The sequence below is a fragment of the Streptomyces sp. NPDC002092 genome (genome assembly GCF_053593775.1).
The window spans coordinates 1-13,410 of sequence record NZ_JBSFDG010000033.1 but is presented as its reverse complement, the minus strand read 5'-3'; the positions used below and the strand labels follow the sequence as shown (position 1 = coordinate 13,410).

11 protein-coding genes and 3 pseudogenes are annotated in these 13,410 nt (G+C 67.9%); 6 read left to right on the top strand and 8 right to left on the bottom strand.

The features are described 5' to 3' along the window. Positions 1–84 precede the first annotated feature (84 nt). The gene (locus ACWCRD_RS42535) at positions 85–393 is read left to right on the top strand and encodes an MmyB family transcriptional regulator (protein ID WP_450971037.1); all 309 of its coding nucleotides are present in this window, start codon (positions 85–87) and stop codon (positions 391–393) included. 392 nt (positions 394–785) lie between these two features. Then, a complete protein-coding gene (locus ACWCRD_RS42530) occupies positions 786–3,197 on the top strand; it encodes an Orn/Lys/Arg family decarboxylase (RefSeq protein WP_450971036.1) in 2,412 nt (803 codons plus the stop codon). A gap of 471 nt (positions 3,198–3,668) precedes the next feature. Here the strand turns inward: ACWCRD_RS42530 and ACWCRD_RS42525 are convergent. Beyond that, positions 3,669–4,258: pseudogene (locus tag ACWCRD_RS42525) on the bottom strand (winged helix-turn-helix domain-containing protein); the annotation flags it as partial. A gap of 297 nt (positions 4,259–4,555) precedes the next feature. On the opposite strand from ACWCRD_RS42525, the gene ACWCRD_RS42520 reads away from it, so the two are divergent. Beyond that, positions 4,556–5,140, top strand: coding sequence for a hypothetical protein (locus ACWCRD_RS42520; RefSeq protein WP_450971083.1), 585 nt, complete (start codon positions 4,556–4,558; stop codon positions 5,138–5,140). Then, a protein-coding gene (locus ACWCRD_RS42515; protein WP_450971035.1) for an IS5 family transposase occupies positions 5,092–5,909 on the top strand; the annotation gives its coding sequence in 2 pieces (ribosomal slippage) (positions 5,092–5,428 and positions 5,428–5,909; 819 coding nt in all). Before ACWCRD_RS42520 ends, ACWCRD_RS42515 begins: the two co-directional genes overlap by 49 nt. Before the next feature lie 19 nt (positions 5,910–5,928). On the opposite strand, the gene ACWCRD_RS42510 is transcribed toward ACWCRD_RS42515, so the two are convergent. Together ACWCRD_RS42510 and ACWCRD_RS42505 are read right to left on the bottom strand one after the other, a co-directional pair. Continuing rightward, positions 5,929–6,528: a YdcF family protein gene (locus tag ACWCRD_RS42510; protein WP_450971034.1), complete on the bottom strand. Its 600-nt coding sequence runs from the start codon at positions 6,526–6,528 to the stop codon at positions 5,929–5,931. A gap of 113 nt (positions 6,529–6,641) precedes the next feature. Beyond that, on the bottom strand, positions 6,642–6,914 hold the full coding sequence (locus tag ACWCRD_RS42505) for a YrhB domain-containing protein (RefSeq protein WP_450971033.1): 273 nt from the start codon (positions 6,912–6,914) through the stop codon (positions 6,642–6,644). A gap of 131 nt (positions 6,915–7,045) precedes the next feature. Between ACWCRD_RS42505 and ACWCRD_RS42500 the strand changes: the two genes are divergently transcribed. Continuing rightward, positions 7,046–7,795: a transposase gene (locus ACWCRD_RS42500; RefSeq protein ID WP_450971032.1), complete on the top strand. Its 750-nt coding sequence runs from the start codon at positions 7,046–7,048 to the stop codon at positions 7,793–7,795. A gap of 854 nt (positions 7,796–8,649) precedes the next feature. Here the strand turns inward: ACWCRD_RS42500 and ACWCRD_RS42495 are convergent. The 4 genes and pseudogenes from ACWCRD_RS42495 to ACWCRD_RS42480 all read right to left on the bottom strand — a co-directional run. Next, positions 8,650–9,054, bottom strand: coding sequence for a hypothetical protein (locus tag ACWCRD_RS42495; protein ID WP_450971031.1), 405 nt, complete (start codon positions 9,052–9,054; stop codon positions 8,650–8,652). A 132-nt stretch (positions 9,055–9,186) separates the two neighbouring features. Beyond that, positions 9,187–9,699: a transposase gene (locus tag ACWCRD_RS42490; protein WP_450971079.1), complete on the bottom strand. Its 513-nt coding sequence runs from the start codon at positions 9,697–9,699 to the stop codon at positions 9,187–9,189. Between the two features lie 570 nt (positions 9,700–10,269). After that, positions 10,270–10,821 (bottom strand): annotated as a pseudogene (locus ACWCRD_RS42485) (ISL3 family transposase); the annotation flags it as partial. Between the two features lie 259 nt (positions 10,822–11,080). After that, positions 11,081–11,337, bottom strand: a pseudogene (locus ACWCRD_RS42480) (immunity 49 family protein); the annotation flags it as partial. A gap of 174 nt (positions 11,338–11,511) precedes the next feature. On the opposite strand from ACWCRD_RS42480, the gene ACWCRD_RS42475 reads away from it, so the two are divergent. After that, a complete protein-coding gene (locus tag ACWCRD_RS42475; protein WP_450971030.1) occupies positions 11,512–12,021 on the top strand; it encodes a hypothetical protein in 510 nt (169 codons plus the stop codon). 319 nt (positions 12,022–12,340) lie between these two features. On the opposite strand, the gene lspA is transcribed toward ACWCRD_RS42475, so the two are convergent. Then, positions 12,341–12,928 (bottom strand): signal peptidase II, encoded by a 588-nt coding sequence (gene lspA / locus ACWCRD_RS42470; protein ID WP_450971029.1) that lies wholly within the window; start codon positions 12,926–12,928, stop codon positions 12,341–12,343. Between the last annotated feature and the right edge of the window lie 482 nt (positions 12,929–13,410).

The window sequence follows — 13,410 nt, the reverse complement described above, 5'->3', positions numbered from 1 at the left end:
CCCAGATCCCGTACGACCTGCCGAGGCTGAAGTCACTGCGGACGTGCATGAGTTGTCGACGGGTGGGCGGGCACTCCGGCGTATGTGCGCGACCGGCGGTTCGACGTGCTGGCCGCGAACAAGTGGGCCCGAGCGCTCGCCCCGATGTATGAGCCCGGGCACAACCCGGCCCGGGAGGAGCTGGAGGCGGACGAGGACTTCCGCCGCCTGTGGTCGCGGCACGACGCGCGGCCCGCCCGCGACGAACACAAACGGTTCGTGCATCCGGTTGTCGGGGAGCTCGCGCTGCGGCGGCAGGCGCTCACCGTCGGGGGCGCCGAGCAGCAGGTGATCATCGTCTACCAGGCGGTACTGGGAAGCCCTTCCGCGGCCGCCCTTGCCAGGCTTCTCTGACGCCCGGCGGAGAAGTAGGTCAGACCGCCGCTGGCCGAGGCTCGACAGTCGCAGAGGTCGCGCACAGGAATGCGCCAGCCCGGGCGGCATCGGAGCTGGCGACAGCGGCGGTATGGCCCCTCGGCGGGGTGATTCCTCGTCGAGCTTCTCGGGCGGTGCGTCGTGGTGCGATCTGCTGTCCTTCATCTCCCCGGGTGTTGATCCGGCCTGACCTCCCCGCGACGGCCCGTGGGCCGGCATAAGGCCTCTCTGGGCGTGTTGCGAAAGTCAACGTCGGGACGGCGGTTTCCGCCATAGCGGTGGTTTGCCGTCCTGGCCGCCGTTCTGCCCGATGGGGCGCCAGGACACTGACCGGGGCGGCCGGGGCGCCGCCGCGGAGGGCGGGAGAGCGCATGGCTGACAGCAGGATCCTGGTCGCGGTACCGGAACACCCTCGGGGCGAGGGCGCCGGGCCCCAGCAGTTAGGGAAGATCCGGGACGCGATCGAGGCGGCCGGCTTCGAAGTCCGGTGGGTGGTAACGGCGGAGGACGCGGACGCAGTGCTGCGCACCGAGGCCGGTCTGGCGGCGGCGCTGGTGGCCTGGGACCTTCCCGGGGCAGCCGGTGACGGGCCCGGCGCCGCGCTCGCCGCGCCGGGAGGCACACTCGCCCGGCCGAGCAGCACCCTCGACGGGACCCCGGGCGGCAGCGCTGTGCTGCGCCGGATCGGCCGCCGATTCCGGGACCTGCCGGTCTTCTTGGTGATGACCGACGAGGGCCTGGGGGACCTGCCACTGTGGGTGTCCGAGTCGGTTGTGGGCTACGTCTGGCCGTTGGAGGACACCCCGGGCTTCATCGCGGGCCGCATCACCACCGCCGCCCAGGCCTACCGGGAATCCGTGCTGCCACCGTTCTTCCGGGCACTGCGCCGCTTCGACGACGCCCACGAATACTCCTGGCACACCCCGGCCCACTCCGGCGGTGTCGCCTTCCTCAAGTCGCCGGCGGGACGCGCCTTCCACGACTACTTCGGGGAGCGGCTGCTGCGCAGCGACCTGTCGATCTCGGTCGAGGAACTGGGCTCGCTGTTCGAGCACACCGGCCCGATCGGCGAGGCGGAGCGCAACGCGGCCCGTGTGTTCGGCTCCGAACTCACCTACTTCGTGCTGCACGGCGACTCGACGTGCAATCGCCTGGTAGGCCATTTCAGCGTCATCCGCGACGAGATCGCGCTGGTGGACCGCAACTGCCACAAGTCCGTGCTGCACGGCCTGGTCGTCTCGGGTGCCCGGCCGGTCTACCTGGTCCCCACCCGTAACGGCTACGGCCTGGCGGGACCGCTGCCCCCGGCCGAGATCGCCGCGGATGCGGTGGCGGCCCGGATCGCCGCGCATCCGCTCACCGAGGGCGCGGTGTCCCCGCACCCGCAGTACGCGGTGTTCACCAACTCCACCTACGACGGCCTGAGTTACGACGCGGTAGCCACCGCTCGCGCGTTCGCCGCCAGCACGCCCCGGGTGCACTTCGACGAGGCGTGGTTCGCGTACGCCCGTTTCCACCCGCTCTATGCCGGCCGTTACGGCATGTCGGTGGACGAAGATGCCTTCCCCGGCCCGGACCGCCCGACCGTGTTCGCCACCCAGTCCACGCACAAGCTGCTGGCGGCGCTGTCGCAGAGCGCGATGGTGCACATGCGATCCGCACCGCGGGCACCGGTGGACCATGACCGGTTCAACGAGGCGTTGATGATGCACGGCACCACCTCGCCCCTCTACCCGATGATCGCCTCGCTCGACGTGGCAACGGCAATGATGGACAGCCCGCAGGGCGAGTGGCTGATCGACGAGGCGGTGACCGAGGCGATCCGCTTCCGTCAGGAGATGGTGCGCCTGCGACGGCGGATCGAGAGCGCCGGGGACCGGCCGCCGTGGTTCTTCGGGGTGTGGCAGCCGGACACGGTCACCGACCCGGCGACCGGCGAACGGCTGCCGTTCGGGGAAGCCCCGACGGAGCTGCTGCGCACCGACCAGTCCTGCTGGCTGCTGGAGCCCGGCGCCGATTGGCACGGTTTCCCCGGGCTGACCGAGGGCCACTGCATGTTGGACCCCGTCAAGGTCACGCTGACCTGTCCGGGGATCAGCGCCACCGGCGAGATGGCGGAGGAGGGCATCCCGGCCCGGGTGCTCACCGCCTATCTGGCCACCCGGAAGATCGTGGTGGAGAAGACCGACAGTTACACCACGCTGATCCTGTTCTCCATGGGCATCACCAAGGGCAAGTGGGGCACCCTGCTGGACGCCCTGACGGATTTCAAGGCCCTCTACGACGCCGACGCTCCCCTGGAGCGGGTCCTGCCGGAGGCCGTCGCCGAGCATCCCCGCCGGTACGCGGGCCTGACCCTGCGCGGGCTGTGCCGGGAGATGCACGAGCAACTGCGCTCGGTGCGCCTGGTGGAGCTTCTGGACACGGCCTTCCAGCAGCTCCCGCAGCCCGTGGCGCCACCCCAGCACTGTTACCAGCGGCTGGTGCGGGGTGACACCGAGCGGGTCCGGATCTCGGAGGCGGCGGGCCGGGTGGCGGCCGCCATGGTGACGGTCACCCCGCCTGGCATCCCGGTCCTGATGCCGGGCGAGTCCATCGGCGCACCCGACGGCCCGCTGCTGCGCTATCTCACCGCCCTGGAGTCCTTCGACCGCAGCTTCCCCGGCTTCCGCAGCGAGACCCACGGCGTGACCAACGACGAGGACACGGGCGACTACCTGATCGAGTGCCTGATCCAGGGCGCGGGTCAGATGCCGGGTCACGCGCCCGGGCGTGTCAGTTAGTCTCTGGTGGGAAAGTGCTGTTCACAGCCACTCGTTGAGGACTGCGACCAGCACGGTCGGCTCGTAGCGGACGGCGGGCTTGTGGTACCTCGTGGCGACGGCCCGGTGGCGCTTGAGACGATTGTTCCGCCACGGTACGTACGCCGTCTATCAGCTGCCGCCGGGTCCATACCGGCGGACGACCCGACTTGATGCCTGGCGGCAACAACGGCTCCAGCGGGCCCACTGGCCATACGTCAGATCACCACGCCCCCCATAACGTGATCATCCACGACCAAGATCTAACCCTGGCGCTCCGCTGCCGATGGCCGTGGCATGGACATGTGTTCGGGCCCAGATGGATGGATCGGGCGGGCCCGCTGCCATCGCCCCGACGGTCCGGGTTCCGCCTCCCGGATGGGGGATCCCCGAAGCATCGTGACACGCGGCGGGGCCGACACCACTGTGTGCGATATCGGCCCAATTCTCACAGTCCCAGAACAAGACGATGGGAGCCTTGAGCTGGAGGTGCGCGCGCACGACCAGGTCGCGGTAGTCGCTCCAGGCGAAGCTGTCACGGCCTGTAGCCCGGTGCTTGCGGTGGCGGCGCGGCCGGTAGATCAGCCGGGAGTTCTCGCCCGGCTTGTAACAGCGCATCGCGGCAATCGACCAGCGGCGCCAGGAGCGGCCCCGCACCCGCACCCGTACCACGGGTGTCTGCCCGCGTCGGACCCAGGTGCGAGCGCGCGGCGGCGTCATCGAGAACCCGGCCTCGTCCTCGAACACGATGTAGGCCCCCAGCGCCGCCGCAGTCATTCCACCTGCGGCCACACGTCTTTCTTCCACAAACCCACGGCCTGCTCGTCGCGTTCCAGCGTGCGGCGGGCCGGAGACTGCCAGGACCAGCCGTGCCGGTGCAGCAGCCGCCACACGGCCGCAGACGAGGAGTCGATGCCGAACTTCCAGGCGATCAGCGCTCTGACCCGTGCCAGAGTCCACCGCTGGTCCTCCCAGCCGTGCCCGGCAGGCCCGAGGGCCAACTCCTGCTCCAGCTCGGCGAACTGGCCGTCGGACACCCTGGGAATGGCTTTGTAGGTGAGTTTGGAGAACGTCTGTTGCTCAGCGGTGTGAACGCCTGGTTCCACGGGAGAGTGATGTCGCTGAGTTTCGAGAACGCCCCGGTGCTTGCTTCGAAACCCTGGTTGTGCTCTGCACGACGAGGGGGCCTGGGTGCTGCCGAACTCCAAGGTCGATCTGTACGCGGCGATCCGCCGTGATCCCAGGACCGGCATGTCCACGCGGGCTCATGCGGAAGTACGGCGTCGGCTTCAACACCGTGCAGAGGGCTGACCTCGGCCCTGCCGGAGCCGCGCAAGAAGATGAGGTCACGTGCAACCCGCCTGGACCCCTACAAGCCGGTGATCGACGCCATCCTGAATGCGGACCTGACCGCGCCACGGAAGCAGCGCCACACGGTCAAGCGGATCTACGACCGGCTGCTGGACGAGCATGAAGCCGTCGACGTCTCCTACCAGATGGTCCGCGCCTACGTCGCCGCCCGCCGTGAGGAGATTCGTCTCCAGGCCGGCAAGGGGGTGGTGGACGCGTTCGTCCCGCAGACCCACAGGCCCGGGGCGGAGGCTGAGGTCGACTTCGGTGACGTCAGCGTAAAGCTGGCCGGCGAGCTGGTGACCTGCTACCTGTTCGCGTTCCGGCTGTCGTACTCGGGCAAGGCCGTCCACCGCATCTTCGCCTCGGCAGGGCAGGAAGCGTTCTTCGAGGGCCACGTCCACGCTCTCAACGTGCTGGGCGGAGTGCCGACCGGGAAGGTCCGCTACGACAACCTTAGAACTCCTAACGAAATGGCCTCTGAAGTGGTTGGATCACTCCGGAGCTGGCGATCTGGGGGTGCGGAGTGGCGCGGCCGAAGCCGTGGGAAGTCGACGACGAGCTGTGGGCGGTGATCGAGCCGCAGTTGCCGAAGGTGGAGCGTCGGGCCCGGCATCCCGGGCGCAAGCGACATCCGGACCGGTTGGTGTTCCAGGGCATCCTGTTCGTGCTGCACACCGGGATCGCCTGGGAACATGTGCCGCAGGAACTCGGCTTCGGCTCGGGCATGACCTGCTGGCGCCGCCTGGCCGAGTGGACCGAGGTCGGGGTGTGGCGCCGCCTGCACACGGTGCTCCTGGCCAAGCTCCGCAGCGCGAACGCCCTGGACTTCTCGCGGGCGGCGGTCGATGGCTCTCATATCCGAGCGTCAAAGAGGGCTCCAAGACCGGACGAAGTCCCGTCGACCGGGGCAGGACGGGCAGCAAGCACCACCTGATCACCGACGCCACCGGTATCCCACTCGCCGTCACCCTGACCGGCGGCAACTCCAACGACGTCACCCAGCTCATCCCGCTTCTGCAGGCTGTGCCGCCGGTGCGGGGCAAGCGCGGCCGGCCCCGACGCCGCCCGGACGTGCTACTGGCCGACCGTGGCTACGACCACGACAAGTACCGCCGTCTCGTCAGGGATCTCGGCGTGAAACCGCTGATCGCCCGCCGCGGCACCGAGCACGGTTCCGGCCTGGGCACCCAACGCTGGGTCATGGAGCGCGCGTTCGCCCACCTGCACTGGTTCCGCCGCCTGCGGATCCGCTGGGAGATCCGCGACGACATCCACGAAGCCCTCCTCACTCTGGGGTGCAGCATCATCTGCTGGCGTCGGCTCAAGAACCACCATCCGTGAGGCCAAGCGACAGCGGCTCCTACAGCGAGACCTTCCGCTCGTCGGCCTCGAGGCCGCGGAGTGTCCAAAGTCCGTACAGAGCCAACAACGGTTTGACGACCATCCACTCGCCAGGGCGGTAGTCATCCGCGCGCACCAGCCTCTCGGCAAGATCGGGGCGCTGTCGCCGCAAGTACGCACGGGCCTTGAGCGCATGAGCTGGCTGGGAGGCGATCTTGATGTGATCCACGTCTTCAAGCAGTGGGATCACGTTCGTGATGTTCTCCCACGTCGTCGCGCTTTGGTCTTCGAGGAGCACCGTGCCGTCGAACTCAAGCACCGACTTCGCGTAGTCAGCCATCAACTGGGCCTCCGTGGCGCCGCGGCTGGTCGCACCGCCGCTGAAGATCATGCAGGTCCGATGTGCACCGTCAGCGGCTATGGAGCGGATTCCAGCACGGACTCGCCATCGGTTGATCAAGTTCGCCGTAGCTTGGGGATTCCGGTACCCCAACACCACCACGGCCGCGGAGGCGCCCCCGCTACTCCCCACGAGCGCTCGAGACCAGCGCCAGTTCAACCACTCGCCCCAGGCCAGGGCTGTAACCCCCGCTATCGCCAGTCCCGTCCTTCGCCGCATGCGGCGACTCTAGGACACCTGGGTATCGAGCCGCGAAGAACCAGCCACGCTACAGACGACGCATTCTGTTAAGGGCTGTCCCGTAACGGCGGTTGCGGGCAGCGGCAGCCTCGTCAGATGCTCGGGTTCTTCCACAGATGACGCTCGTCCAGGGTCCCGAATCGCACGTCTCCGCGTTCCAGGTCGACGAGGATGGGCCAGCAGTCCAGCAGCTGCTCTCTCGGATCGCCTGAGGCGAGGTACTGCACAGAGTTGTAGGGCACGATGAGGAGCCCGTTGCTCTCCCGGACCCGCTCTGCGTCGATGGCGAGAGGCGGCTCGTTTTCACGCTGGCTCTGCACGAGGAACGCCACCGCGAGCTGCAGGGCCTGGTCCTGCTCCATCATCCGTCTCCAGTCAGTGAGCTCTTTCAGCGTGGCCACTGATCGGGTGATGGGTCGGTGTCCCACAACGCACGAGGCTCCCGTGCCGTTGAGAGAGGTGTTCGACGTCTCAACTCTTCAGCGCAGGAGCCTCGTTGGTTCCCTATACTGCCGCACTCGACCTGCCGCACGCCCTCGTCGAGTGGGTAACCATGCTCATCGTCACCCGTGAGGGTGACCGACGCTGCAAGCTCCCGCCTCACCAGCGTGCTCTCGTCGCCCTGGTCTACCTGCGCCGGCACGACCCGCTTACGCAGATCGCCGCCGGGTTCGGCATATCCGTCGGCACCGCCCACGCCTACGTCACTGCCGTCGTCGACCACCTCGCCCGGCGGGCGCCCGGCCTGCTGCGAGTCCTGAGGGAGACCGATCCCGAGCACGTCCTGCTCGACGGCACGCTCGCCGAGTGCGACCGGGTCGGCGACAGCCGGGCCGACTTCTCGCACAAGCACCGCCGACACGGCGTGAACGTGCAGGTCGTCGCCGATCCCGCGGGCGAGCTGCTGTGGATCTCGCCCACACTGCCCGGACGCACCCACGACCTGACCGCAGCCCGCACCCACCGCATCATCCGGATCTGCGAACGCCAGGGCGTGCCCATCCTCGCCGACCGCGCCTACATCGGGGCCGGCCCCTGGGTGACCACGCCGATCAGGCGACTCCCGCACCAGGACCTCACCCCGACTCAGCGGACGATCAACCGAGCCCTGTCGGCGGCGCGGGCGCCAGTCGAACGAAGCATCGCGAGACTGAAGTCCTGGCGGATCTTCCGCAGAGCCCGCTGCAGCCCCAACCGCATGACGGTCATCGCCAAAGCCGTCCTCACCCTTGAGTGGCAACGCTGAAAACCCTCACTGGCTGCCAACTAACCTGCGGCATCCTTGCCAACTACGAGGCGTCACAACTCCCGGACCTGGAGCACCCCGCCTTCGTTCTTGCCAACTAGCCTGCGTCGTCACAGATATCTTTCCGGCCCGAAAATCCACAGGCGCCCCGCCTGTGCGGCGCGGTCGGTACAACGGTGGGAGAGATCAACCTCGGAGGGGCTGCATGACCGAGCACGAAGACGCGGTGGCGCGCGCAAAGCGGTACGAGGCGATGGCCGCGGTCACGCCTCGAGGACTACTGCCGGAACCCCTCATTCTCTGCGAGCATGTGCCCATGGTCGGCAGCAGTGATCGTGCAACGCTCCGCGCCCTGCTCGACACAGCCGTCGCGCCTCTCAGCAAGCTGACGCACACCGTGCTGAGCAAGGCCTTCGAGCGATTGGGCATGCCTGCGATTCCTGAGGACGCCGGCAGCAAGACGGTCCGGGTGGAGCAGAGCCTCCAACAGGTATCCGACACGGAGCTGCCAGGGCTGGCCCAACGCGTCCTACAGCAGCAGGAATTCCCCTTCCCTGTCCGGCCGCCGCTCCGCCATCAGCTCGAAGACCTGCTGTGGGAAGAGGGCGCATCGCCCGGCATACCCAAGAAGGCCCGCCGACCCCAGAGCGCCTCCACCTTCCCCTCCACCGAAGAATTCGAGGCCTTCCATCTGGAGTTCACACCCAAGCTGGTCAGTTTCCTCATCAGGCAGGGAGCGCGTCTCTCGATAGCGGCGGAGATCGCCCAGGACAGCGGCAGGAGCCCCCGGCGAGTTCCTCGAACTCGCCGGGGGCGCTCCTGGCCCGAACGTCCTCGGGCGCCCGGGGCCGGGATCAGCAACTCGGCAGCGGGTTTGTCTCGTCGTACACGTCGCTGTCCTTTACGAAGCCCCAGCCATCGTGGCTGTAGTGAGGCGTGTCGGCGAGCGTGTAGATCCAGCGGTTGGGGTGCGGGCCGCCGCCGCCGGTGGGGTCACCCTCGTACCGGCAGATGAACCAGTTGACGGTCCCGGTGAGGTAGCCGACGGTCTGCCCGGCCCACTCCACGCGGATCCCCGGCCTGTTCCTGCAATACCAGTGGCCGTCGACGCCGTCAAAGTTGCAGGAGGCCGCCGCCTGGTTGCTCCCGGCGGGCTGCGCGACAGCGGCACTCGTCATGGTGCCGACGAGGGCGAACGCGCAAGCCAGGGCCCCCGCCAGGCGCCTTGCGCGGGGTGAGGACAAAGTGGACTTCTTCATGGGCACATCCCGGAAGTCGGTGACCTGTGGAGTGCTCCCAACCTCACAGACCCGAGGGCGAAACGCCATCAATTCGAGCAGGGTCGAAAGGGGTGTCGTGTGTCTTGACGGCCCCGTGCGCCCCCAGTTCACTCACGGCTGCCGAGGGGTGGCTTCGACATCTGTCGTTGGGGTCTGGCACAAGTTCCGTGAAGCGTGCACGGTGAGTAATCGATTGAGGGCGGCAGTCTGTCGGCGGTCACGTAATTCGGCTCTGTCGAGGATCTTGTGACGACTTCGCGGTCGTGGGCTGTGGAGGATGCGTTTGCGGAGAAGCGGGAGGTGCGCGCGGCCGAAGCCCATGCGCTTGAGGAGCTTGGCTCTCGTGACGTGACCTTCGACTTGGCCCGAGCTCCAGGGGGTGGCGAAGGCGGCGGTGACGGCGTCGAGGTCGCGGTGGAAGCCGTTGACCAGCGAGTGCAGGGCGGGCAGGTCGTCGGCCATGACCCGGTCCATCCAATCTGGGAGGGCCGCGGCGTTCTGGTCTCGCATCATCGCGGCGAAGTCACGTACGTGCCGGACGGTGAGGTCCAGGTGAGGACAGCCGGTGCGGATCTCCTTGAGCTCTGCGACGTTTGCCTCGGATAGCCGGTCGGGGGCGGTCATGATCCAGCGGACCACGCGCCGGGGTTTAGGAAGGGTCCTGATCGGGGGTGGGGGTGCGGCTGGTGACTTCGGCAGGGGGCTGTGCGGCTTCTTGAACGGGCGGAAGTACCGGCGGACGCTCTGGACGTCGCCGGTGAATCCCTGTTCTTGGATCTCGCGGTGGAGACTCGGGACGTCGTGGCAGCCCTCGCGCCAGCGTTCATGGAGGTACGGCTTGTAGGGATCGAGTATCGAAGCCCGGTGAGTGGCCTTGACCAGCAGTTCCTCCAGGCTCTGGGCGCGGGCGAATCGGCGGACAGTGGAGTGGTCCAGCTGCAGTTCCCGCCGGGTCGTGGCCAGGGATTTTCCCTCGGCGAGGCGTTGCTGGACGGCCTCGTAGCGTTCGGTGGTCCGGACCACGAGCCTCCGGGGGCGGCCCAAGACGTCGAGTGAGCCGTCGGGTGGGACGAGGTCAGGCTCCGGCTCTGCCGGCTCCGCCGTCACCAGGGGTGCTGGAGGCGGCTCTTGGATGTCGGGGGTCGGGGTGAGCGCGGCACGGATGCAGAGGTGATGGGCGCCGACGGTCTTCTCCACAGCTTCGGCAAGGTTGCGCCACAGATGCCAAGCGTCGGCGACTTGGAGGGCCTGCGGAGCCCCGGTGCGGGCGCCTTCGGCGTAGGCGCCCGCCCGGTCGCGGCAGATCACTTCGACCTCGGGGTGATCGCGCAGCCAGGTGGCCAGCGGCTCGGCATCCCGGCCCGGCAGCACATCGACCGGGCGCCTCTCTTCCAGATCCACCAGGATCGTGGCGTAGGAATCGCCCTTGCGCAGCGCGAAGTCGTCGACGCCGAGGACACGCACTCTGGCCTGCGGTAACTCCGGCAGCCCCTGGAGGAGTTCAAGGAGCTTGTCCTTGGCGACGCGGATGCTCAGTGCGGCCGCGAGCCGTGCACCCGGACGGCCCGCCAGGCATGCGGCGATCGAGGTGAGCAGCGTGCGCAGCAGCGGCGTGTACCGGGCATGCGGGCTGGTCAGCCCCTCGAGCTGCTCGGCGAACGTCACCGCTGGGCACTGCGGATTGAGGCACTTGAACCGGCGCACCACGAGTTCGATCACCGCCGGGGCTCCGCCGACGGGCGCGTCAGCGAGCCGGCGCGCTTACCGGCCGTGCACACGCCACGACACCACCCCGCATCTTGGGCACCTCGCCGTCGGCACTGCGGAGTACGCGCAGAACGTGACCGTCCCGGCCACACGCTCGATCGACTCGACCACCACACCGGCTAAATGCGGTAGCAACCGCCCCAAACCCCCTGAAGCGCACACCCTGTAGATGCCCAGTTCAGGCTGGGTACGTCACAAGATCCCCGACAGAGCCGAATTACGTGACCGTCGACAACAAGCTGTAGTGCGGGTGGTAGGCGGCGTAGGCGACGGCGCCGGCCGCTGCTTCGGATGCGTCCTTGAGGGCAGCCTTGGCCTCCGGGGTGTCGAGGTCGGGTGTCTCGACGGACAGGGCGCCGAGGTAGTCGAGGAACTCGTCCGCGATCGACTGCCATTCGTAGGTGGCCATCCGGCCGCCCCTCGACATGGACCGCACCTGGCCCACGATGCGTTCGTGAAGTCCTCGCGTGCTGCCGACACGACGGCCCCGCCCACCTGATGACGCTCTATTCGCACTGCCCTGCTCCTTGATCGATCTCTGCCGCAGCCAGCCTAGGTCCGGGATCTGACAGACCAGCGACTGCTGTGACCGGGGCCCTGGCCGGGCCGCGCCGCGGGGTTTCGTGGCAGGTGCGCGGAGGTGGGTGCCGTGCCCGACCCCGGCCCACCGTGGTCGTTCACACCATCACGATCTGCGCGGACCTGTTCATCGGCAGCTCCTACGGCCACCGGCAGCTGCCCGCCACCTTCGCCATCCTGATCGCCCCGCCCGTCATCCTCATGACCGTCGGCTTCGGGCTGATGTTCAGCGACCTCCACGGGGCCAACATCAACCCCATCGTGATGGGGGGGTGGCGTGGGCCAGCCTTTTCTCTGCCGGAATGCTCGCGCTCACCTACGCCTTCCGCGCCTGGTCCGGCCAGATCCAGTTCGCTGACAGCAGGTAACACCATGTCGGACCTGGACTTCTTACCGGTGTCACGGCCGTGCGGCAGAGACATGCGAGCGGGACCGGTCCGCGGTCGTAGCGCCGGCGTCAACAACGGCTGTCCATCCCCCTGCGGCGGGCAGATGCCCGTACACCTCGAGATAGGCGGGAATCCACGCCTCAGCGCTGCGCTCCATGCAGTGGAGGGAGCCTTCGCCAACTTGAAACCGCAGGTCAAAGGGCTGGTGTGACCGGCTCCCGGCTCCCGGGATACTCACGCTGGTCGTCGGCAGCAGTTTGCGGAGCAGATCGTTCGCCAGCGATTGGCTCGCTGGATCCTGCTACCTGTGGCCGGATGGTGATGGCGCTCTGTGAGAAGAGCTCTGTCCCCGGTATTCCTGTACCCGGAAGTCGACAGGGGGGATGGGAGATTGTTTCGTCGGAGTGCCCCTGCCTCGGGCAAGCGCGACGATCGAGGATCGTCTGTTTCCCGAGCTCCACGTGCATGCAGACGCAGGCGATACCCAGCCGTGCGCGGCGCGGTGGTCGAACTCTCGGTTCTCGAGCACCTCAACGCGGGGAGAGAATGCTCCGGCCTTGCCGATCTTGCGGGACTGAGCCGTCCAGGGAAGTGCCCCGGATCGACATGAGGACCATCAGGGCACCGCCGCAGACAATGGCTGAATCGGCGAGGTTGAACACCGCGAAGTGCTCGAGGGAGATGAAGTCGACGACGTGCCCGCGAAAGACCGCGGGCGCCCGGAAGATCCGGTCAGTCAGATTGCCGAGCGCGCCCCCGAGCAGCAGGCCCAAGGCGACAGCCCAGGGAAGGCTCTGAAGCCTACGCGCGGCACGCGTGATGACCACGACAACCGCGATCGCAATCGCCGTGAACACAGCAGTGAAGGCCTGGCCCCTGCTGAAAGCCGCACCCGAGTTACGGAACACTTGCAGCGTAAGTACGTGGCCCGCTATCGCAACGGGCTCCTGGCCTTCCAACCGCGAGACAGCCATGAGCTTGCTGCCGAGATCCAAGGCATAGGTGAGAACGGCCGCCGTCAGCAGAGCCGTCAGAGCCAGTGTGCGCGTGCCAACAGCACGCGTCGCGGTCTCGGGCTGGGATTGCGAGGCATTGTCGGTAGTAATGATCCGCTCCATGGATGCCGAGCCGTCCTGGACAACGCCACATTACAAGAGCCTGCGAGGCGAGACGTCGGGCAGGCGGTTGGCTCCAGCTTTGACACCACGGTGGTCAGATCCACGCACCAGGGCCGCGCTGCTGAGGGCGGCCGTCGGCGGATGCGGCACCACGGAGCTGGCCCGCCGACTGAACATCTCGCCGGCAATGGCGAGCCACCACGCGACAGTGCGGCGCGATGCCCACCTGGTCACCACCCGACGCGAGGGCAAGGCAGTCCCCCACACCCTCACGTCACTGGGCATCGCTCTGCCGGGGCAGAGCCCCTTCGCCTGACGGGACCACCCGAGCCGAAGCCGGGAGGAGGTTCGCGGCCAGGCACGTCGGCGCGTGTTCCAGCAGGGCAGGTGAGGGGCCACGAAGTTTCCGGACAGGCACCCAATAGGGTTGTCCTGAACAAGGAAACGAGGAAGAAGTGGCGCCACCCAGTAAGTATTCGCCG

Bases quoted from the DNA above. Each gene is read 5' to 3' on its own strand.
- ACWCRD_RS42520 (WP_450971083.1), top strand. From the start codon at position 4,556: ATGAGGTCACGTGCAACCCGCCTGGACCCCTACAAGCCGGTGATCGAC.
- ACWCRD_RS42510 (WP_450971034.1), bottom strand. From the start codon at position 6,528: ATGCGGCGAAGGACGGGACTGGCGATAGCGGGGGTTACAGCCCTGGCC.
- ACWCRD_RS42490 (WP_450971079.1), bottom strand. From the start codon at position 9,699: ATGACCGCCCCCGACCGGCTATCCGAGGCAAACGTCGCAGAGCTCAAG.
- ACWCRD_RS42495 (WP_450971031.1), bottom strand. From the start codon at position 9,054: ATGAAGAAGTCCACTTTGTCCTCACCCCGCGCAAGGCGCCTGGCGGGG.
- ACWCRD_RS42505 (WP_450971033.1), bottom strand. From the start codon at position 6,914: ATGATGGAGCAGGACCAGGCCCTGCAGCTCGCGGTGGCGTTCCTCGTG.
- ACWCRD_RS42530 (WP_450971036.1), top strand. From the start codon at position 786: ATGGCTGACAGCAGGATCCTGGTCGCGGTACCGGAACACCCTCGGGGC.
- lspA (WP_450971029.1), bottom strand. From the start codon at position 12,928: ATGGAGCGGATCATTACTACCGACAATGCCTCGCAATCCCAGCCCGAG.